Origin of the sequence: Vibrio gazogenes (assembly GCF_002196515.1) — a bacterium.
In the GTDB taxonomy this organism is placed as follows: Bacteria; Pseudomonadota; Gammaproteobacteria; order Enterobacterales; family Vibrionaceae; genus Vibrio; species Vibrio gazogenes_A.
In genome coordinates this window covers 218,669-239,968 of sequence record NZ_CP018835.1, presented here as the reverse complement: position 1 = coordinate 239,968, position 21,300 = coordinate 218,669, and the positions used below count along the sequence as shown (strand labels likewise).

Genomic DNA, 21,300 nt, shown 5'->3' with positions numbered 1-21,300 from the left:
CTAAGTTAGGGCGTCTTATGGAAAGCGAGCTTCTTTCTGGGATGTCGGGTGCAGTTGAATTGATGGAGAGAACGCGAATGGAGCACAATTTAAGCCAAGTTCAGGGGGCCGTCCAGACCCTGACCCAAAGTTCAGATACACTGTTTTTATTACTGGGGGCAATTATGGTTTTTCTGATGCATGCTGGCTTTGCTTTTCTAGAGGTTGGTACGGTTCGGAAGAAAAATCAGGTCAATGCCTTAGTCAAAATTCTGGTTGATTTCGGTGTATCAACCATCGCTTATTTCTTTATCGGTTACTGGATTGCATATCACACGACGTTTTTCTCTGGTGCCGAAGTACTGGCGGCCGGGAATGGTTATGCGCTGGTTAAGTTTTTCTTTCTACTGACTTTTGCAGCAGCGATCCCTGCGATTGTTTCTGGTGGTATTGCCGAGCGAGCCCGTTTCCATCCGATTATGATCGCGACCTTTTTCACGGTTGGTATCATTTATCCATTTTTCGAAGGGATGATCTGGAATGGTAACTTCCAATTCCAAAACTGGCTTGCAGCTCAGTTCGGCCATCCGTTTCATGACTTTGCCGGTTCGGTGGTTGTCCATGCTGTTGGCGGATGGATTGCGCTGGTTGCCGTGATCTTTCTGGGCATGAGGAAAGGGCGGATTCGGGCCGGGAAACATACCAACTTCGCACCATCAAATATTCCATTTCTTGCTTTAGGCGCTTGGATTCTCAGTGTGGGATGGTTTGGTTTTAATGTGATGTCGGCACAAACACTCAACGGGATCAGTGGTCTTGTTGCTATGAATTCTCTTATGGCAATGGTTGGTGGCATTCTGGCTGCATTTATTGTCGGCAAAAATGACCCCGGATTTATTCATAACGGCCCTTTAGCAGGATTGGTTGCGGTGTGTGCCGGTTCGGATCTGATGCATCCTCTTGGTGCATTGGTCACGGGCGGGATTGCAGGGGTTCTGTTTGTCTGGGTGTTTACCTGGCTACAGAACAAAACGCATATTGATGATGTGTTGGGAGTTTGGCCTCTCCACGGTTTATGTGGTGCCTGGGGCGGCATTGCCGCAGGTATTTTTGGTCAGCAGTCACTTGGTGGTATTGGTGGTGTGAGTCTGCCGGCTCAGGTACTGGGAACCATCGCCGGCATTCTTGTTGCGCTATTCGGTGCACTGATTGTTTACGGTTCACTTCAGAAAATCATGGGATTAAGACTTTCTGAGGAAGATGAATTTAATGGTGCAGATCTATCGATTCATAAAATTTCCACTATCAATGAAGAATAAATCATCACTTATAAGCACGGGGTTCATCCCCGTGCATATTGGCTGATGTAATGATTGGATTCATTTAAATAACATCATTTCAACAACTACCTTTCGCATCACTTTTTCTTATTCATACAATTAGAAATAATCATGTATAGCACGTTAAATTCGTGACCCGGATTGTTTTTTGTCAAGCTTATCTTTAAGTTCATTCACTTCCGTATTCCCAAAACTTCTGATTGCTGGTCAAATATAACTGAAACTTATTTTTAGTATATTATTTTGCCAATGATGAGAAACTTAACATGAATACAACAATATTAGTACAAAATAACAAATATTCATCTGGTAAATGGACTTACAAAGATTTTACATGGTGCCTCTCTCTGTTTGGAACAGCCGTCGGTGCGGGTGTGCTTTTCCTGCCGATTAAAGCAGGGGCCGGTGGCTTTTGGCCATTAGTCATTCTTGCCCTGATAGCCGCACCAATGACCTGGTTTGCGCATAAAAGTCTGGCGCGTTTTGTGCTGTCAGCCAAACGCCCTGAATCTGATATTACGGATACGGTTGAAGAACATTTTGGGAAAACCGGTGCCAACCTGATTACGTTTGCTTATTTTTTCGCGATTTATCCAATTGTGTTGATTTATGGGGTAGGAATTACCAATACGGTAGACTCCTTTCTGGTGCATCAACTTGCGCTACCCTCAATTCCGCGCTGGTTACTGTCCGGTGTATTGATTCTGACGATGACGGGTGGGGTGGTATTTGGTAAGAGCCTGATGTTGAAAGCCACCTCGTTGATGGTTTATCCACTGGTGTTGATTTTACTCGCATTGTCGGTTTATCTGATTCCGGACTGGAATACATCGATGATGGAAGTAAAACCCGATTGGTCCGCGATGCCGATGATCATTTGGCTGGCGATTCCACTGATTGTTTTTTCATTTAATCACAGCCCAATTATTAGCCAGTTTACCAAAGAACAGCGTTTAACCTATGGGGATGATGCAGCGCAAAAGACCGACATGATAACTGGTGGTGCAGCGTTTATGCTGATGGCATTTGTGATGTTTTTTGTGTTTTCGGTCGTATTGTCGCTTTCTCCTGAGCAACTTGCACTTGCAAAAGCGCAAAATATTTCGGTCTTGTCTTATCTGGCGAATGAACACGATTCACCGTTGATCTCTTATTTGGGGCCTATCGTGGCATTTGCTGCCATTACATCCAGCTATTTTGGTCATTTTCTAGGTGCACATGAAGGGTTGGTCGGGTTGATTAAATCTCGCAGCAATATGGCGGTAAAATCAATTGATCGCACTTCTCTGATTTTTATCGTTTTGACGACTTGGATTGTTGCCATTATTAATCCGAGTATCTTGGGGATGATTGAAACCATGGGTGCACCGATGATTGCAGCCATTCTATTTATCATGCCGGTCTATGCGATGAGACGTGTGGGGGCGATGAAGAAGTTCAGAACTTCTGTGCCAGTACAGATTTTTACCATGGTTTGTGGCTTGGCTGCCATTACTTCTGTGATTTGTGGCGCTTTATAACGCTTGGTTTGAGCTCGATATCTTACACCCCCACAGAAGATGACACCTGTGGGGGTGTTCATTTTTATGGACGGAACAGTCGGTCAATGGGAGAAGTACCGAAGATCCTTCCGGGAGAAGGGCGCATATCATTGAAGGCTCTGAACGAGGTATACCATGGTCTATTTTTGTCTGCAAAGAAGATCAGGTATATTAAAGGTAAACCATGAAATCATAAGGATATGACATGCACTATCCATATCGTAATATTGTTGTTCTCACTGGCGCTGGTATTTCTGCTGAATCAGGGATTCAAACCTTCAGAGCACAGGATGGCCTTTGGGAAAATCACAGTATTGAAGATGTTGCGACCCCCGAAGGGTTTGAACGCAATCCGGAACTGGTTCAGAATTTTTATAATCAGCGGCGGCGAAAATTGCTTTCAGCATCGATTCAACCGAATTCTGCTCATCTTGCTTTAGGTAAACTTGAAGCAGAGCTCGATGGTCAGGTCACCGTCATTACCCAAAACATCGACAATTTACATGAGCGCGGCGGGAGTAACAATGTGATCCATATGCATGGTGAACTGTTGAAAGCGCGTTGCTGTGTATCACAGCAAGTGATTGACCAAAAAGATGATTTACACATGGGTGATCTTTGTCATTGCTGTCAGATACCTTCTCAATTACGTCCTCACATCGTGTGGTTTGGTGAAATGCCGTTGAGAATGGGAGAAATTTATACAGCTCTTGAACAAGCGGACTTATTTATTTCAATTGGTACTTCTGGGGTGGTTTATCCTGCAGCAGGTTTTGTTCATGATGCCAAAATGCATGGTGCCCATACGATAGAAATCAATCTTGAGCCGAGTGCTGTAGAAAGCGAATTTGTCGAGAAGCGTTATGGTAAAGCCAGTATTGAAGTCCCGAGACTGGTTGATGAGTTACTTTTACCTGATTAGCTTTTTGTCTGATGAGACTCTCGTTTGAAGGGGATTTTATCTGATTCGGTGCTCATTAAGAGACATCATTACGAGACAATGGATGGCGTATAAAAAAGTGGCTTTCGCCACTTTTTTATTAAGATCAGACGACTGTTTGTTACAAGTCGGACAATAAATCCCTAGGTCAACAGCCCCTAGTTACTGACTTTCAGCTTTTGGAAGTACGATTCGTACAAGTGATTTGCTTCACCGACTTCATCCTGCCAGACACCGCTATCCATCACGGATTGTGGCGGGAAGATATTTGGATCATTGGCGAACTCGCTTGGCAATTGCTTATAAGCGGCCTTCACCGGCGTCGGATAACCAATTTCCAGCGCAATTTTTGCTGCGTTTTCAGGACGAAGCAGGAAATCAATCATTTTATGAGCCGCTTGAACATGTTTGGCACCTGAAGGAATCGCCAGACTATCCATCCAGAAGATCGTGCCTTTTTCCGGCCAGATGATATCAATGGGCGCACCTTCTTGCCGTGCCATATAAGCCGAGCCATTCCACAGCATGCCCAGAGCAACTTCACCGGCAATATAGGGATTTGCCGGGAAATCAGAATTGAACACGAGTACATTCGGCATGAGCGATTTCAATGCTTCGTAAGCAGCTTTAATTTCATCCGGATTGGTGGTGTTGGGTGAGTAGCCCAATTTTGACAGCGCGATATGGAAAACTTCACGCGCGTCATCCATCAGCAACAACTGACCTTTCCAGTGTGGGTTCCATAAATCATCCCAACGATGAATCGTCGATTTATCGACAAGGTCAGTGTTGACGCCGATACCTGTTGCTCCCCAGATATAGGGAATAGAATAGTTGTTATTTGGATCAAACGATTTATTCAGATAATTGGGATCCAGTCCATCAAAATGGGGGAGCAGAGATTTGTCAATCGGCTGCAACATGCCTTCTTTACGCATTTTGGACACAAAGTAAGTTGATGGCACCACCAAATCATAACCGGATCCCTGAGTCTTCAACTTTGCGTACATTGTTTCATTCGATTCGTAAGTTGAATAGATGACTTTAATCCCAGTTTCTTTGGTAAATTCCTGAAGGATGTCATTTGGAATATATTCAGACCAGTTGTAAAAATAGAGCGTCTGATCGTCTGCCATACTATAGCCGGAAAATAATGCGGCGGTAGACAAAATACCTGCAAAGAATTTATTTTTCATTATTGCTGTGGATCCCTGTTAGCCGTGGAAAGTGTTCATCACATCTAGAGAGAATGATGTGATACGTCTGCGTAATTATGGCATTGAAAACCATGATTATAGCCAATGAAGTTGATTCAAAACTTCAAAAAATGAGTGATTTCTTATCTTTGTGACAATTCATTTTTAGCGGCGTTGAAGCTTATCTCTCCCAATATAATGAGAAATAACAACCAGTGTAAATGATATCAGTAACATCACTGTTGCCAGCGCGTTAACTTCCGGAGAAATACCGACCTTCACCATGGAATAAATTTTTAAAGGCAGTATTTCGTAACTCGGGCCAGTCACAAATGAGCTGATAATGACATCATCCAATGAGAGGGTAAAGCTAATCAGCCAGCCTGAGGCGACAGCCGGCTTGGCTAACGGGAGGATAATTTTATGCAGAATCACCCATTCGCTGGCCCCTAAATCTCTGGCGGCTTCTAACATTTTGACATCAAAACCATTCAGGCGTGTATAGACAGCAACGACAACAAAAGGCAGACAAAATGTAATATGGGAAAAGAATAAAGTCAGAAAACCGAGATGAACACCTAACACAAGGAAGAGGGCCAGCAGAGAAATCGCCATCACGATATCCGGTGACATCATCACGACAAACAACATCCCATTGACCAGAGATTTGCCTCGGAACCGATAACGAAATAGTGCCACAGCGGTCAAACTACCGATGATAGTTGCCGTCGTCGCTGAAAACACCGCGACATTAAAAGAGTGCCATGCGGCCTGCATCAAACTGTCATTTTCGATGAGCGCGTTATACCATTTGGTAGAGAACCCATCCCAGCGCATGCCAAATTTATTGGCATTGAATGAATTGATGATCAGAACAAAAATCGGCAGATACAGAAAACTATATACGATAGTCATCAGGCTAAAGCGAAAGACTTTTGTCATGGTTTAAAGTTCCATTTTTCTGTTTAACAGGCGGCCTGTTTTGTAATAAACATAAAGTAACAGCGCCATGACGAATGTCAGAGCGATGCTGGTTGCTGCACCGGCTGGCCAGTCTCTCGCATTGAGTATTTGGCTCTTAATAATATTACCGATCAACGGATTTTTCGCACCGCCCAGTAAGTCAGAAATATAAAACATGCCAAGTGCCGGTAATAATACGAGTAAACAGCCACCGATAATACCCGGTATTGTAAGAGGGATAATAATTTTGATTAACGTCTGAAACTTATTTGCCCCGAGATCTTGCGCGGCTTCCACATAAGCGTAATCCAGTTTTTCGAATGCGGAGTAAAGCGGCAGAATCATAAAAGGGAGTAAAATATAGACCAGCCCGATCATCACAGCGATTTCGGTATACATGACTCGAAACGGGGTATCAATCAACCCTAAACTAAGCAATGCTTTATTCAGGATTCCATTGGTTCCCATCACGATTTTCAAACCATAGGTACGGATCAGAGAATTGGTCCAGAATGGTACAATTACGAGAAAAAGCATAAAAGGGCGCCGGGCCGCTGGCATCTTTGCAATTGCAAATGCGAAAGGGTAGCCGATAAGCAGGCAGAGTAATGTCGCGATTCCCGCCATATAAAATGAATGTGCCAGCACTTTGATATAGAGCGGATCGACCAGATTGATATAGTTTTCCCAAGTGAGTGTAAAGTTGATGAGGTCTGTCTCATCTCTGGTAAGAAAGCTCGTCCCAATGACCATCAGATTAGGGATGAAAACGAAGATCAGCAACCAGCTTACAATCAAATAGATAATGGCTTGGCGGAGACTAATTCGAGGCATTTTCATCCAGAACGACCTCCCAACTTTCAACCCAAGTGAGTACTACTTTTTGCCCGAGAGAGTGATCGACATCAGGATCATCTTCATTGAAAAATTCACTGACCATGATGCGCAGGCCGGACGACAATTCAACCACTGAATCTAATGTCATTCCTTTGTAGGTTCGATCGATTACGTGTCCGGTAATCCCTTCGCTATCGCTTTCTTTTACTTCTTTCAGACGAATATCTTCAGGACGCAGCAAAACCTGAAGTCGCTGACCGGCAATCACGGGTTTGTCGAAATCAATGATTGCATTTGTCCCTTCAATTGAAACAAGAATTCGTTTGTCATCCACTCTTTCGATGGTCACCGCTTCAAACACATTGATTTCACCGATAAAGCGGGCGACGAATAGGTTTTTCGGGTCTTCATAAATGGCTTTCGGCGTACCGTCTTGTTCGATATTACCGTCTCTCATGACAATAATTCGGTCTGACATCGACAGCGCTTCTTCCTGATCATGGGTAACAAAAATGAAAGTAATCCCCAACTGGCGCTGAAGCTGTTTCAGTTCGACCTGCATTTGTTGACGCAGCTTATAATCAAGCGCGGATAATGATTCATCTAGCAAGAGAACTTTCGGTTTATTCACCATCGCCCGCGCGATGGCAACCCGTTGTTGCTGCCCACCGGATAACTGATGAGGTTTGCGTCCGGCATAATCATCTAATCGCACCATTTTCAGCACGTCGAATACTCTGGTGTGAATATCCGCTGTCGGTACTTTGCGCATTCTCAACCCAAAGGCAACATTGTCAAAAACCGTCATATGCGGGAAGAGGGCATAACTTTGGAAAACAGTATTCACGTTACGATGTTCTGCCGGAATCGCCGTGACATCTTGTCCGTCGAGGAAGATTTTGCCCTGATCGGCTGATTCAAATCCTGCAATCATTCTCAGGATGGTGGTTTTGCCACATCCGGATGGCCCGAGAATGGTTAAAAACTCACCGTGATTCACTTGTAATGAAATGTCATCAATGATTTTTTTCCCGTCGTAACTCTTGCTCATTCCTACCAGAGAAACAACGGGAGATTCATGTGATTGTGCTGCGTTCAATGTTTCCATTTCTCCATTGAAAGGCTGAGACTGTCAGCGTCGATTAAGGTATCTCATGCTATTCGCTGCATCATAATATTCACTCATTTGAAGTCAATTCAATTTTCGAGGCTTGACAATGAATTTTTATGACAACTTCAACAAATTACTCGAATGATGCATGGAAATCAGTGTCAACAAGGGCGTTTTTATCAAATGAATAAAAAAAGTTACATCTATGCAATTTCGGGTTGAAATCAATTTCAGTATAATGCCCCCTTCGTTATGAATATGGTGGTCTGAGTTACAGCCATCCAAGAGGTAGCATGAGTCAGAAATTTGAAAAAGAGTTTAATTTAGGGGGAAGCTTAGAAAAAGCTTTGACTGGCGATTATGAACTGAAAGTGGGTGCGATTCTCAGGGAAGGCGCATCCTGTACGGCCAAGCACTTCTGGTCCTTTACTCCGGCTATATTTATTTTGCTCGCAGTGCAACTCATTATTTTCTACGTTGTTCTGAAACTTCAGCTACCAGATTTGGACAGTATTCTGGCGAGTGTCCAGAACCCAGAGAAAATCGATCCCCGTTTAGTACAAGCTTTTTTTATTGCTGTATTTAGTTTCGAAGTGGTGAGTGCCCCGATTTATGCTGGAGCCAGTCTCATGGCGATGAGTCATGCTGCGGGGCTAAAAACGCAGACTCGGCATATTACCAAAGGTCTGCAATTTACAGTTTCTGTCACTTTGGCAACATTGCTGATGCTCATTACTCAATCGGTCCTCGGGCAAATTTTTTGGCTTCTTTCCATGTATGCATCTGTTGCCTTTAGTCATACGATTCTGTTGATTTGTGAGAAGCGCTTACCGATCTTCAAAGCATTATTACTCTCACTGAAAGCAACCAATAAAAAAATCCTGCCGCTGACCAGTATCTACTTTATTTTGATGATGCTGACTGGGTTCGCGATTGTTTTTTACGGTATCGGTTTTATTTTTGTCTTGCCGTTTTTCTTACATGTCAAAGGTATTTTATATCGAAACATGTTTGGGATTCGGTTGACGATTGTTTCGACATCAGACAATGATCAGCAAAATAAGGTTTTCAATGCGTAAACTGATTTATTTCTTTTTCTCCGTCGTGGTACTGATTCTCGGCAGTTGTACTTATTATCAGTTACATATTGAAGAGAGTCGTTCGACGATTGAAGAAAAACAACCGCAAGGTATACCTGTTGCAACTGCACCAAAATTTAAGGCGTTTAAAAATGTAGCGCAGAAAAAACATGCGTTCTTTCATTATCTTAAGCCGGGTATCGAATATGAAAACTACAGAACCCAGAAAGAAAGGGAGTTTTTGTTAAACACCAAAGAGGACATCGAGTCTGGCTCATTGTCTCAGGCTGAGATTGAGCAACTGGCTGAACTTAGCTCGCTTTATTCGGTTAAAATTCCTGTAGAAGGGCCCGACTTAAAATGGCTGGATAAAATGCTGCATAAAGTCGATATCCTACCGGAGGCATTGGTGCTGATTCAGGCTGCAAATGAATCAGCTTGGGGTACTTCCCGCTTTGCCAGAGAAGGCAATAATTATTTTGGCCAATGGTGCTATCAAAAAGGGTGTGGCTTGGTGCCACTCGCCAGAGGGGAAGGGATGGCACATGAGGTGGCGAAGTTTAAATCGGTACAACAATCGATTCATCGGTACTTTATTAATGTTAACCGTAACTTAGCTTACCGAAAATTACGTGATATTCGTTATCAGCTGCGCGCAGAAGGGCAGGACCTTTCATCGCTGGAGAGCGCGATGCAATTAACGAACGGATTAACCAAATATTCAGAGCGAGGGATGGCTTACGTGAAGTCCCTTCAGACGATGCTTCGTCATAATCAGAAGTATTTACAAGATGATGCAACGGCGACTGAATAACGCCTATATGACCGAGCCGGAATTGACGGCTCGGTTTCATCGCCTGCACTGCAGTCATATTTAGCCATTTACATATATTTCAACCCGCGCGAAAAATCCGTATAATCCACGCCCTACAGAGAACCTAGCATTAATCTACGGTCGGAATAATCGACAGTGTGAGAAGTCGTCATGAATCAAAAAGATACCAGAAAAGAAACCCTTGAGTTCAACAAACTCCAGAAGCGTCTGCGCAGAAATGTTGGCAATGCCATCATCGATTACGGCATGATTGAAGAACATGATGTTGTGATGGCTTGTATCAGTGGCGGAAAAGATTCATTTGCGATGTTAGATATTCTGTTGAATCTACAAAAAGCGGCACCTGTTCAATTCGATGTCGTTGCAGTCAATCTCGATCAAAAACAACCAGGATTTCCCGAGCATGTGCTACCGCAGTATTTTGAGAGTCTGAATATTCCTTATTATATTGTGGATAAAGATACTTATTCGGTCGTCAAAGAAAAAATACCGGAAGGGAAGACAACATGCGGGCTATGCTCTCGGCTCCGTCGCGGTACGTTGTATTCGTTTGCTGAAAAAATTGGGGCAACAAAGATTGCGCTTGGACACCATCTGGATGACATTGTCGAAACGTTGTTCCTGAATATGTTTCACGGCTCACGGATGAAAGCTATGCCGCCGAAGCTTCGTTCTGATGATGGGCGTAACATTGTCATTCGGCCATTAACCTATTGCCGGGAAAAAGATCTGATTCAGTATGCAGAGCATAAAGCGTTCCCGATTATTCCCTGTAATTTGTGCGGCTCTCAGGAAAATTTACAGCGACAGGCGATTAAGGCAATGCTCATGGAATGGGATAAGAAAACTCCCGGACGTGTCGAAAGTATTTTTAAGTCGCTGCAAAATGTGAGTCCAAGTCAATTGGCAGACAAATCATTGTTTGATTTTATTGATCTACCATTGGCACGAGAAGGAGACAGAGGTGAATATGCTTATAGTGAAGCCATTGTTTCTTCAACAAATATTGGGTCTTCAACAAATATCGATGAATCTATGTTTATTGATGTGACAAACGTTTAGGCTGAATATTCACTAAATCAGCCCCGTGATATGGTCCAAAATGACCTGAACCACAAAAAACCTTGCGCGATTGACGCAAGGTTTTTGTCCATATAGATGAGTTTAGCTATCTAATCTACGAACTCTGATTCGGATCAAGTGGGCTGATATATCCTTCCGGTTTAATTGCCAAGACATCACAGTCAATTTTATCAATGACATGTTCAGCGGTGTTACCGATAAAAATCGAAGATAATCCTGTTCGGCCTGTTGTGCCAATAATCACCATCGCTGCATTCAATTGCTTCGCTTGTTTCGGAATAATATCTTCAGGTAAACCTTCTTCAACGATAGCTTGCGCATCATCAATTCCAAAAGACTGACGCAGCTCTTTCATCGATGTCAGGCAGTGAGAGCGGACGGCATCCCGATAGGCCGTGATATCAAACTCAGGTAGCTCAAGTGTGATATTACTCGGTGTGACCGGATATGAACTGACTAAATACGGTGTGGCATCGAGATGATCAGCAATACTCAGTAATTGTTCGGTGAGTTTTACATTCAATGAATGATGGACCTCATTCTCAGAACCAACATGTACGGAAGCCATCACATTGGATTGCTCCTGCCACTCAGCGTTTTTGACCAGTAACACAGGGACCGGACATTTACGCATCAGGTGCCAATCGGTTGGTGTGAAGATCACCGATTCGAGGAAGTCATGTTTGCGGGTTGCTTTGATGAGAATATCGTATTGCCCGGAAAAGACTTCAGCAATAATTGCTTCATAGGGGCGATGGTACCAAACAACTTTGACCGTAAAATCGATCGAGTCGTCGAGGTAAGGTTTAGCGACATTCTTGAGCCAATTTTCTCGCTGATGAATGACGCCGCGACGCATCGCTTCTCGTTCATCAGCAGAGAGCATGGATGTCATGTCATAAGAAAAATCATAGATAGAGAGGAACAACGTGATGTGACTAATCTCTTTGCTTTTCTTGGCCAGTAACATAGCTCGCGCAAGTGCCGATTGTTCATCATGGTTAACATCTGCAATCACAAGAATATTATTGTAAATACTCATTATATCTCCCTCATATCATGGGGCTTCAATACAACTCTAGCTTAAAAGGGGGCAGAAGATGAGAAAAATCGTGGGGGAGTCTGTAGAAGTTTGATACAGCTCATTCATTGAATGAACTGTATCATAATGATGGTTAGCTATCTGCTGAGACGCCAGCCAGTTCCATGAGAGAATCGTGATCTAATATGGTGATATACTTACCTTTTACACTCAGGATCTCCGATTTTTGGAATCGGCCTAATAGACGACTGATCGTTTCGACGGTCAGGCCTAAATAGTTACCGATATCACCCCGAGTCATCGTAAGGCGAAACTCTCGTGGACTAAAACCACGTTGCGCGAAACGAGTGGATAGGTTGAAGAGGAAAGCGGCTAAACGTTCTTCCGCATTTTTCTTGGATAACAACAGAATCATTTCTTGATCGCCTTTAATCTCATTACTCATCAGGCGCATGATCTGTTGGCGTAACTTGGGCATTTTCCCTGATAGATCGTCTAAGATTTCGTAAGGAATCTCACAAACCATTGAGGTTTCTAATGCCTGGGCAAAACTGGGGTGGCTGTCTCCGGTAATTGCATCGAAGCCAACTAAATCACCAGCCAGATGAAAAGCAGTAATCTGTTCATCACCTTGCTCTGTAATCGTATAACTTTTGATGGTTCCGGACCGAATGGCATACAATGAGCGAAGCTCATCACCGGCTTTGAATAGCTCCTGTCCTTTTTGGATAGGCTTCTTTCGCTCAATAATTTGATCGAGCTGATCTAACTCAGACTCATTCAAAGTAAAAGGAATGCAAAGTTGGCTAATACTGCAATCCTGGCAGTGAATCGCACACCCTCCAGATTGAATCCGTTTCGTACCTGGCTTATCTGAAATCATAATAACCTTTCACTATCTTGATATACATCAATATTTTACCATTCCTTGAACATAAAGAATAGTCAAAAAAAGAGTACAGGAATCAGGGGATTATATAGCGTTCTTGTAAAATTGACAGATAAACTTTACCTGAATGAGACCTGTATTCTTGTCACATCTTCTGACTCAAGGTAATGAGCATATACCTCCATTGTAACACGCTACTTATGGCATACAAATCATTCGAATCGAATTTCCTCCGTTCAGGCTTCAGTGGTAGACTAATCGCTTTTCAACAGTCTTTGTCGGCTGTTCATCTGAAAATTGAGAATATTGAAGTCACTATGCCCGCAGAAAAACTCACCAAACAGAGATTGATCCATATTGTCGTGATTTTAACGATTTTAGTTGCTGCATTTTTCTGGCGAACTTATCGCTATTCGAAGCCTGAACAATTGTCTTGTGACTATCCGTGTCAGGTTGCGATTGATGGTCAATCGACTCTCATTACTACAGGTAAAGACGCGGGGAGCATTACCATTTTCCCAGCGCAAAAAAGTTGGTCAATTGTAGAGCAATCCTCACAAATTGAGGAAAATGACGATGGCCAGATGAAGCTGACTTTGATGCTTGAAAATCGCGACCAGTTTACTTTAGTTACAGGTATGCATAAAAAATATATTATCCATATAAAAAACAGATAGAAACACTGCTGAGTTGATTGTATCTGATATAATTATTGTTAGAATGCCCAACAAATGACAAGAATGATGAACGGTGGCAAGATGCGATTTTTAACTCAAGTTTCTCAGGTTATTGATCCGGTTGCGGCCGTGACTTCACTTGTATCTGCGTTAGATCATCCTCACTTGCGCGGTGTATTTTTTTACTATACGGAAGAGTATGCACCGGAAGTCTTATGGCAAGAGCTGGTTCGTCAGTTACCGAATGTCCCGATCGTCGGGTGTTCGTCATATCAAGGTGTCATGACAGAGAAAGGCTATTTTAACGGCCCAACGGTTGCCTTAATGGCCATTCAGCATGATACCTGTACGTTCGGAACAGGATTTGCTGAATTAGCAAATCACGCCACAATCAATGATGCTGTTCAAGACGCTATTCAGCAGGCATTAGAGCATGCACAACGCTGTGGCGAAGTCCCTGACTTGGTTGTTTTACATGCGATTCCCGGATATGAAGAAGAAATTATTGCTGCAATAGATGCTGCTTTTGGTATGCCAGTACCGATAATTGGCGGTAGTGCAGCGGATAACTTTATTCAGCAGCGATGGTCAGTGATGACCGATAAAGGCTGGTCTGGCAATGCGGTTGCCATTCAACTATGTTTTCCTATCAGTGCCGTGGCGACAGGCTTCTGTGCCGGTTATTCTCCGACTGAATGCGTTGGAACCATTACCAAATCCCGTGGCCGCCTATTAGAAGAAATTGATCATGAACCAGCAATTGATGTTTATAAGGCTTGGATCAGTGATCATTCGAATCGACTGATTTCTGATGAATATGTCTATCAACACATTACGAGTTTTCCGCTCGGACGTATTGCCGGACAAATCTACGAACAGCCTTATTATAAGCTGACCCATCCCAGACAAATCACGGAGCGGGGTGGACTGGAATTGTTTGCTGATGTTCAGGTCGGTGAAGAAGTGACATTAATGACCGGTTCTCAGGAACAGTTAGTGAATCGAGCGGCGAGAGTTTTGAAAGAAGCCCGGGCTAAGAATTATACTCACTCGGAGATTCTTGGTGCCATCTCGATTTTTTGTGCCGGTGCTATGGCTCGATTGGGCAGTGATATTCAGAGTGTACAGAAACAGATGTGTGAGCAGTTAAACGGCAAGCCTTTTATCTGTCCGTTTACTTATGGTGAGCAAGGGCAGTTTGTCGGTGGTGAAAATGCGCATGGTAACTTGATGATTTCATCTGCCATTTTATATGAGCCGGAGTCTTTCTCGTGATGAAGAATCTTGAGCATATCGAAGTGTTGAATGAAACCTTACTCGAGTTGAGGCGATGTCGGGAGCGGGAAATCAGTCTGGCTGAAGAAAACCGAACTATTCTGGCGACCCTATCGGCGTTAAGTAATTCTGAAAACAAATATCAGATATTTGATGAACTCCAAAAAGTGCTGGGGCAATACATTGATTTCAGCGACTTTATCGTCATTTCCAAACAAAAATCAGAACTGACATTTACCACGTTTCTGACGACCAATCGCGTATTTAAAGACAGACACTGGCGCCACGGTAATAAATTTCAGCGAGTGCTTGATGGAGAATGTATTTTACTGTTCCAGCCCGATTCTCTAGCTGAGTTTAGCTTTTTAAGTGAATCGCTCAGGCAAAGTATCAGGATGGCTCTGATGATTGGTATCCGAGCGCAAGCCAGCGACTCGGTTCTCTTATTACTCGGATCTGAAAATGGTCAATTCAACACCGATACCAAGTCAACGTTCCTCCGTTTTCGGCCACTGATCGAACGTGCAATCAGTGAAATCGAGCACAAAGAAGCCCTGCAAAATATTGTTGATCAGCGAACTAAAGAGTTACAAGAAGCCCGGCAGATTGCCGAACAAGCGAATGAAACTAAATCTCAGTTTCTCGCAATGATGAGTCATGAACTGAGAACACCGCTGAATGCGGTAATTGGTATCATCGATATCTTGCAGCAAAGCTCCGATGACTATCAGAGTGATTTATTAACACGTATGGGACATTCTGCGGAATTACTACACGTGATTATCGGCGATATTTTGGATGTCAGTCAGATTGAATCCGGACACTTTAAATTACATCGCCAATGGACTAATTTAAACGAACGTCTGCTCGGCTCTCTGGAACATTATCAAAATAATGCCGAACAAAAAAATCTGGCGTTTCACATTTCAGCTCAGGTTTCAGACCAATATGAATATTTTGTTGATCCAGTCCGGCTTATGCAGATTATTTTTAATCTGGTGGGTAATGCGATCAAATTTACGGATGAAGGCGAAGTTAGCGTTGAACTCAATACAGCGGATGATCAGTTGACAATTATTGTTGCTGATACCGGTATTGGGATTAAGCCAGAGAAACTGCATCATTTATTCACTCCGTTTATTCAGGCTGACAGTACCAAAACAAGGAACTATGGGGGGACAGGACTTGGCTTAGCGATTACCAAGCATCTTGTTGATCTTATGGGGGGACAAATTCATGTTGAAAGTCGATTAGCCAAAGGGACAACTTTTCATGTCACCTTACCGCTGTGTTTGAAAAAAAACTATCAGGCCTCTCAATCCGAATTACCACCGAGTACGCCGTCCTCATACAAGCCAGCTACCCAGAAGAATGTGTTAGTGGTTGAAGATACAAAAACCAACCAGATGGTCATTCAAATTCTGTTAGAACAAATGGGTTACGGTGTCACTATTGCTGGAAATGGGCAAGAGTTTCTCGATGTTATTGCAGAGAATACCAATTTTGACCTGATTCTGATGGATATTTCTATGCCGGTAATGGATGGGATAGAAGCGACGAAAAGATTACGTCATCACAATATTCTTACACCAGTCGTGGCCTTAACTGCCCACTCAACACCGGAAGATCGGGACAAATGTCTGATGGCGGGAATGGATGACTTTATCGTTAAACCGTTCAGAAAGCATCATATCCAAGCAATCGTCAATAAATACCTTAGTGAAAACCGCTAGTTCTCTGGAGACGTCGGGTCATCTTCATCCATGCCTCAACCAAACATCTCCAGTGCAGCATCTTATTCTTTTGCGCTTGAGGTGAATTGGAACAGCATCTGATCTTGCATAAAATCAACCGGAATCGATGCCGGTGAATACTGACAAATATCGGATACGGGAGTGAGTGTGCCATGCCAACCATATAAGGTATGGAAGAAAATTACCCGTCCAGTCGTATTTTGTTGCTGGTCAGTTGGGATTTCTGCAAATTTCATATCCCGATCAATACATCCTCGCCGCGAACCAGAAATGACCGCGCTCGCATCTACATAGTAAGGCTGTTCAAACACCAAATCATTCACGGCGGTATCCCGTACAACAGGCCTGATTTTTTCGGGTTGAGAGGTAATCGATTTGATTTGTGCTTGAAGTGAGCCAGACCAAAACAGAGGAACCTCAAGTGTATATTCACCGTATTCATTAGACTTTGGCTGACTCAGATAGCCTTTCACTTTGACATTTGAAACGGGTAAGAAGTTTTCTGTCAGCACATGCCCTGAAAGGGTGACGGTTGGGGTGGGATGCGTATACAACATGGGATGATCTGCCCCGACCAATAACGTTCCCCGACTAAATCCAAAAGAGTATCCAAAATTAAGGTTAGGGGATTCATTCGTCAGAACATTGCTATATTGCCATTGTCCTCGTCTGTTTAAATCAAAACGATAGATTTTTTGCAGTTCATCATCACCAATCAATAATGTTGTACCTTCCAGTTCGACATCATGACCAAAATATCCTTGCTCGGAATCAATATCGGATTGATAAATGGTTTGCGAGTATTGCCAAGGTTGTCCGACATGACGACGTGTATAGATACGAACATAGCCAGAACCGAGCATATAACTGCTCACTGCAAGGACATGACGATTGACATCAAATGCAAAAGAAAATTTCACACTGTAATCTAAATCATCGTTGGCCGGTGCTTCAATCACCTGAGTTCTTTGCCAGCGACCATGTGTTTGTTTAAAGACTAAAAGACGATCTGCGTCAGAATCACTGATATAAAGTTCATTCTGAACCCGTCGTATTGTAATCCCAAAAGATTCCAAATTGGGACGAGGAAGCTCTTCGGCACTGAGGGTTGTGCTGAGTTCCCATTGACCTTGTGATTGGGTGTAAAGATAAACAAGTTGCTCGCGAACATCTGCAACAGCAATAAGATGGTCATCAACATAAACAGACTCACCATAACCGACACTGCCTTGTCCTGAGGGCGGGGTCAGTATCGCTTCTTGCTGCCATTGATTGCCTGAACGGCGGAAAACCCAGGCCAACCCTTTGTTGCGCTCGCCAATTACAATTAACTGATGGCTGATACCAATATGTCGATATGAAAAACTATATCCTTGTACCGGTAATACGGGACCTCGTCGCCAAATACCATGTTGCTTATAAATTACCTGATTCTCAATGACGCCGACATGATGATAGAGCGCAGCTGCACCGGAAGCATCATCAATGACCTGTTTTGCACGAAGGTCGGGTCGTTGCATATGTGCGGATACGGTACCAGAGAGTAGTAGTAAACCCCATGTGAGCCACTGCCGTCGTAGTATTTTTACGCGATGAATTTGTATCATATGATTTTCCTTTGCGGGTGAATGAATAAAATTCCATTTGATCAACTCAGATCAAGCATGTCATTGTTCTACTTCATTCTAAAATAATAAATAAAACAAATGAGACATTGTGTCTATATATGTATCTTTTATGTCTCTAAAGGAAATCACGCTGATTATGACGCATCAAATCGGTCATTAATTGGCTTAGCCGAAAAAAAACAACCAGCCCAAAAACGGACTGGTTGTTTGAATTGGTTTTAATGATGTGGTCTCAGGTTACACGACAAACGGAATAAAACATTTCACTTTACGCTTATAATTTTCCCACTGTTCACCATAGCGTTCGCCAGACATTTTTTCACTTTTCGGAATAGCGTCACCATAATATTGTCCGATATTCGTGAGGGGAGCAATCAGCCCAATCCAATGATTGGCGAGCAGCCCGAAACTGACAAAAATCAGGAAATCACCAAAGTAATTGGGATGACGGGATGTCCCCCAAAAACCAGTGTTTAACAGTCTGCCGCGATTGTTCGGGTTCTGTTTGAAACGGCGCTTCTGATAGTCGCTCCCGAAGTGGTAAATGGTGCCAATAATGTAGACAACAATTGCCAGCCATTGCATGGCGCCGAATGGCCCTTGCTGATCTGCCGCCCAGTAAAACGGTAAGCAGTAGAGCCAACCAAAAATATTGACCATCATCACCGCCAGCATTGGTTGTTGTTGTTCGGGAATAACGCCACCGAGCTTCGCTGCGGCTGTGTTCACATACCAACGTGTTAATACAATATTCATCCGCAGTAAATAAAAGCCGACAAATATAATAATTAAGGCTTTATGTCCAAAATCACCCGTTCCCCAATAACAATAGGCGAGGGCAACAGGGGCCATACTATTAAATCCCCAGACAAACATAGGGCGGGTATCTTGTGCTTTTCGAGTGGCACGATAAGACAGGCCGGATAAAACCAACATAATGACAACTAACGTGATCCAAATTTCCATAGTAACTCCTTCTTGCGAGGACAATTTATATTTTCCCTCTTGTCGCTGAGGGCTTCATCGATCGTTAAAAAATCAATCGATCGTTAAAATACTGTCTAAATGACGTCGGGGCGAAACCTCTGCTGCAATTTTGATTTGCCCAAATCGGGCAAAAAATATTGGCAGATGAGTCATTCCCAGCGTATTTGCCAGTGTTGTTTTGGGTAAATCGTGTTGAACGAGCACACTGAGTGGGTGAATCCCCCAACCCCATTGCTCGAGTAATAACCACACTTGAGCCAATCTCATACCGGTCACAAATAGATTGTGCGGGTTGGGATCGGGAAGGCTCAGCGCCAGATATTGCGGACCTTGTCCGGTGAGTTTCGAGAACTCGCGCGCCATGAACTGGGGTAACCGCAAAAGGCGTGTGAATCGGTTCAGTTTCGGATGAAAACCGATCCGGAACAACCACGCCATATAGGCAGGGATTTTGCCAAATAGATGATGGAGGTAAAACCCATCCTCAACCGGCTTGTTTTTATCAAAATGAATAAAACTATAAGTTTCCTGCCAAGCTGCTTTGTCGGCAAAGTCCAGGGCCGCATATTGATACACTAAATCAGCAACCTGTTTACGACTGGTTTGATTTTGCCATATGTCTAACCGGACTGGGGCATCGGTGAATATTTCCCGAAGCTGAAACTGTTGTTGTGCGGAGAGCGTCGTCGTTTCGTAGGGCATTCGGTTGGTATGACGATGGCGAATCTGCTCTGCCAGCTCATGATAAGCATCTGGATTTGCAGTTTGCGGCTCTGTCGGACAAAAACAGATGAGACCATCTTGTTCTTGAGGGAGTGTCGGTGTGGTATGAAACGCATTAAACCATGTCCACTGTAGCGGAGTGCCGGCGTGACACATTAATGTCTCAATATGCTGAAAGAAAATCCCACAGCTCATCAGCATTTCGTTTTCTAATGATGGCAGACCTTTCAAAGCCCGGCGCCGATCAATGGCCAGACAGCCAGTGTGGGATACGGGGGAATAGTGCACAGCCCAAGGCTGACAATTATGAGAAGAGGGTGCTGAACGAGCAACTTCAATCGCATCAGCCAAGTTTTGTTCAAATGATGTCGTCAACATAGTGATGGGCTCCTGGCGGATGAAACGGTCAATGGTACAAGGCGGGATACATCCCATTTTGAACAATCGCTTTCAGGGCAATAACAGATTGCGCAAACCCAATATAAGCCATAAACCATCCAGAACATCCGTTCACTCAGGTTTGCGGTAGGATCTGATACCCGCTGTTGTTGCCAGTCGATGTCGATGGTGCGTAATAAATGTGGCAGCCCGACACCATGACTCTTTAAAAAGGCTTCTCGTATCGCCCAAGTTGCACAAAGGAACGTTATGGACTGCGTACGTTCTTCGGCAGTGAAAGCCCATTGCCGGGCTGACGGGCCAAAATGTCGGTAGCACTGGAGATCAATCCCTAATGACGGTTGTGATGCGGTGGCCATCGCATACCAGATACCACTGTGACTGACTGACACACCGCGAACACCTAAGTCTGGATGAAAGCCAAATGGCTGACCTTGCTGAGTATATATGACATTAAATTCAAAGCACTTGGTTTTCTGTGAAACTGTGTTTTCGGTCAGGTGGTCTAGCGGTTCACCAGTGGTCTGCCACACCTGATTCAGCCATCGTTTGGTTTGCCAACGCGCTTGCTGCCTGACTTGAGACCGCCTGTCAGCGACCGTTGTATGAGCATCGAAACACGCTTGTGCAATCATCAAGCGAGGCACATCCGTGCCCGCTGAATACTGATTGGTGATGCGTGTATGGTCTTCACTGTTGATAACCATTACCGATTCTTTCTCCGGAAATTTCTTCAATGACTTCGGCCATTTGCTCGAAACGGGCAACCAGACTTTGAAAGACTGGGGTTTGCATATCACGGTCGAATGCTTCCAGACCGCTGACACGAATGATCTCAATCAAATGGAATTGCGCATCGGCGGACTGGCTGACATCAATCACATCAAATGCCAGAACAGAATCAAGCTGATGACAAGCTTGATAGTCGGTATGAATGACCCAGTCACGGAACTCGTGGTACAGGGCGATATCTTTGAGGCGAATTTTATGCACAATTGTTTTCATTTTTCTGTCCTTCTTTC

At 43.7% G+C, this 21,300-nt stretch carries 20 protein-coding genes; 9 read left to right on the top strand and 11 right to left on the bottom strand.

Going from position 1 to position 21,300, the window contains the following annotated elements:
* The first annotated feature begins 77 nt into the window (after nucleotides 1-77).
* The 3 genes from BSQ33_RS01095 to cobB all read left to right on the top strand — a co-directional run bounded on the left by BSQ33_RS01095 (nucleotide 78) and on the right by cobB (nucleotide 3,782).
* Nucleotides 78-1,298 (top strand): ammonium transporter, encoded by a 1,221-nt coding sequence (locus BSQ33_RS01095; protein ID WP_021020286.1) that lies wholly within the window; start codon nucleotides 78-80, stop codon nucleotides 1,296-1,298.
* Nucleotides 1,299-1,585: 287 nt separating this feature from the next.
* A complete protein-coding gene (locus BSQ33_RS01090; protein ID WP_088132987.1) occupies nucleotides 1,586-2,839 on the top strand; it encodes an aromatic amino acid transport family protein in 1,254 nt (417 codons plus the stop codon).
* A gap of 226 nt (nucleotides 2,840-3,065) precedes the next feature.
* Nucleotides 3,066-3,782: a Sir2 family NAD+-dependent deacetylase gene (gene cobB / locus BSQ33_RS01085; protein WP_088132986.1), complete on the top strand. Its 717-nt coding sequence runs from the start codon at nucleotides 3,066-3,068 to the stop codon at nucleotides 3,780-3,782.
* 176 nt (nucleotides 3,783-3,958) lie between these two features.
* Here the strand turns inward: cobB and BSQ33_RS01080 are convergent, their stop codons facing one another.
* The 4 genes from BSQ33_RS01080 to potA all read right to left on the bottom strand — a co-directional run bounded on the left by BSQ33_RS01080 (nucleotide 3,959) and on the right by potA (nucleotide 7,904).
* A complete protein-coding gene (locus BSQ33_RS01080; RefSeq protein WP_088132984.1) occupies nucleotides 3,959-4,996 on the bottom strand; it encodes an extracellular solute-binding protein in 1,038 nt (345 codons plus the stop codon).
* 165 nt (nucleotides 4,997-5,161) lie between these two features.
* Complete coding sequence (potC, locus tag BSQ33_RS01075) at nucleotides 5,162-5,938, bottom strand: spermidine/putrescine ABC transporter permease PotC (protein ID WP_021020291.1); 777 nt, start codon at nucleotides 5,936-5,938, stop codon at nucleotides 5,162-5,164.
* A gap of 3 nt (nucleotides 5,939-5,941) precedes the next feature.
* Nucleotides 5,942-6,799: a spermidine/putrescine ABC transporter permease PotB gene (gene potB / locus BSQ33_RS01070; RefSeq protein WP_088132983.1), complete on the bottom strand. Its 858-nt coding sequence runs from the start codon at nucleotides 6,797-6,799 to the stop codon at nucleotides 5,942-5,944.
* Nucleotides 6,780-7,904 (bottom strand): spermidine/putrescine ABC transporter ATP-binding protein PotA, encoded by a 1,125-nt coding sequence (gene potA, locus BSQ33_RS01065; RefSeq protein ID WP_021020293.1) that lies wholly within the window; start codon nucleotides 7,902-7,904, stop codon nucleotides 6,780-6,782. Before potA ends, potB begins: the two co-directional genes overlap by 20 nt.
* 296 nt (nucleotides 7,905-8,200) lie before the next feature.
* On the opposite strand from potA, the gene BSQ33_RS01060 reads away from it, so the two are divergent.
* From BSQ33_RS01060 to ttcA, 3 genes are all read left to right on the top strand, one after another.
* On the top strand, nucleotides 8,201-8,986 hold the full coding sequence (locus BSQ33_RS01060; RefSeq protein WP_021020294.1) for a hypothetical protein: 786 nt from the start codon (nucleotides 8,201-8,203) through the stop codon (nucleotides 8,984-8,986).
* Nucleotides 8,979-9,800 carry a glucosaminidase domain-containing protein gene (locus BSQ33_RS01055; RefSeq protein WP_021020295.1) on the top strand — a complete coding sequence of 274 codons (822 nt, stop codon included), beginning with the start codon at nucleotides 8,979-8,981 and terminating at the stop codon, nucleotides 9,798-9,800. Before BSQ33_RS01060 ends, BSQ33_RS01055 begins: the two co-directional genes overlap by 8 nt.
* A 171-nt stretch (nucleotides 9,801-9,971) precedes the next feature.
* Nucleotides 9,972-10,883: a tRNA 2-thiocytidine(32) synthetase TtcA gene (gene ttcA / locus BSQ33_RS01050; RefSeq protein WP_088132981.1), complete on the top strand. Its 912-nt coding sequence runs from the start codon at nucleotides 9,972-9,974 to the stop codon at nucleotides 10,881-10,883.
* 115 nt (nucleotides 10,884-10,998) lie between these two features.
* Here ttcA and uspE read toward each other — a convergent pair whose 3' ends face one another.
* Nucleotides 10,999-11,946 (bottom strand): universal stress protein UspE, encoded by a 948-nt coding sequence (gene uspE / locus BSQ33_RS01045; RefSeq protein WP_021020297.1) that lies wholly within the window; start codon nucleotides 11,944-11,946, stop codon nucleotides 10,999-11,001.
* A 133-nt stretch (nucleotides 11,947-12,079) separates the two neighbouring features.
* On the bottom strand, nucleotides 12,080-12,829 hold the full coding sequence (locus BSQ33_RS01040; protein ID WP_021020298.1) for an FNR family transcription factor: 750 nt from the start codon (nucleotides 12,827-12,829) through the stop codon (nucleotides 12,080-12,082).
* A 206-nt stretch (nucleotides 12,830-13,035) separates the two neighbouring features.
* Between BSQ33_RS01040 and BSQ33_RS01035 the strand changes: the two genes are divergently transcribed.
* From BSQ33_RS01035 to BSQ33_RS01025, 3 genes are all read left to right on the top strand, one after another.
* The gene (locus BSQ33_RS01035; RefSeq protein WP_088132979.1) at nucleotides 13,036-13,512 is read left to right on the top strand and encodes a hypothetical protein; all 477 of its coding nucleotides are present in this window, start codon (nucleotides 13,036-13,038) and stop codon (nucleotides 13,510-13,512) included.
* Between the two features lie 81 nt (nucleotides 13,513-13,593).
* Nucleotides 13,594-14,787 carry an FIST signal transduction protein gene (locus BSQ33_RS01030; protein ID WP_088134496.1) on the top strand — a complete coding sequence of 398 codons (1,194 nt, stop codon included), beginning with the start codon at nucleotides 13,594-13,596 and terminating at the stop codon, nucleotides 14,785-14,787.
* The gene (locus BSQ33_RS01025) at nucleotides 14,787-16,520 is read left to right on the top strand and encodes an ATP-binding protein (protein ID WP_088132977.1); all 1,734 of its coding nucleotides are present in this window, start codon (nucleotides 14,787-14,789) and stop codon (nucleotides 16,518-16,520) included. Before BSQ33_RS01030 ends, BSQ33_RS01025 begins: the two co-directional genes overlap by 1 nt.
* A gap of 62 nt (nucleotides 16,521-16,582) precedes the next feature.
* Here the strand turns inward: BSQ33_RS01025 and BSQ33_RS01020 are convergent, their stop codons facing one another.
* From BSQ33_RS01020 to BSQ33_RS01000, 5 genes are all read right to left on the bottom strand, one after another.
* A complete protein-coding gene (locus BSQ33_RS01020) occupies nucleotides 16,583-18,148 on the bottom strand; it encodes a hypothetical protein (RefSeq protein ID WP_088132976.1) in 1,566 nt (521 codons plus the stop codon).
* 258 nt (nucleotides 18,149-18,406) lie between these two features.
* Entirely contained in the window at nucleotides 18,407-19,135 is a 729-nt protein-coding gene (locus BSQ33_RS01015; RefSeq protein WP_021020303.1) for a DUF1295 domain-containing protein, read from the bottom strand.
* A 72-nt stretch (nucleotides 19,136-19,207) separates the two neighbouring features.
* Nucleotides 19,208-20,257: a prodigiosin biosynthesis protein PigM gene (locus BSQ33_RS01010; protein WP_088132974.1), complete on the bottom strand. Its 1,050-nt coding sequence runs from the start codon at nucleotides 20,255-20,257 to the stop codon at nucleotides 19,208-19,210.
* On the bottom strand, nucleotides 20,251-20,985 hold the full coding sequence (locus tag BSQ33_RS01005; RefSeq protein ID WP_088132972.1) for a 4'-phosphopantetheinyl transferase family protein: 735 nt from the start codon (nucleotides 20,983-20,985) through the stop codon (nucleotides 20,251-20,253). The genes BSQ33_RS01010 and BSQ33_RS01005 overlap by 7 nt, the downstream gene beginning before the upstream one ends.
* Nucleotides 20,969-21,283: a RedY gene (locus BSQ33_RS01000; RefSeq protein ID WP_021020306.1), complete on the bottom strand. Its 315-nt coding sequence runs from the start codon at nucleotides 21,281-21,283 to the stop codon at nucleotides 20,969-20,971. The genes BSQ33_RS01005 and BSQ33_RS01000 overlap by 17 nt, the downstream gene beginning before the upstream one ends.
* Nucleotides 21,284-21,300 lie beyond the last annotated feature (17 nt).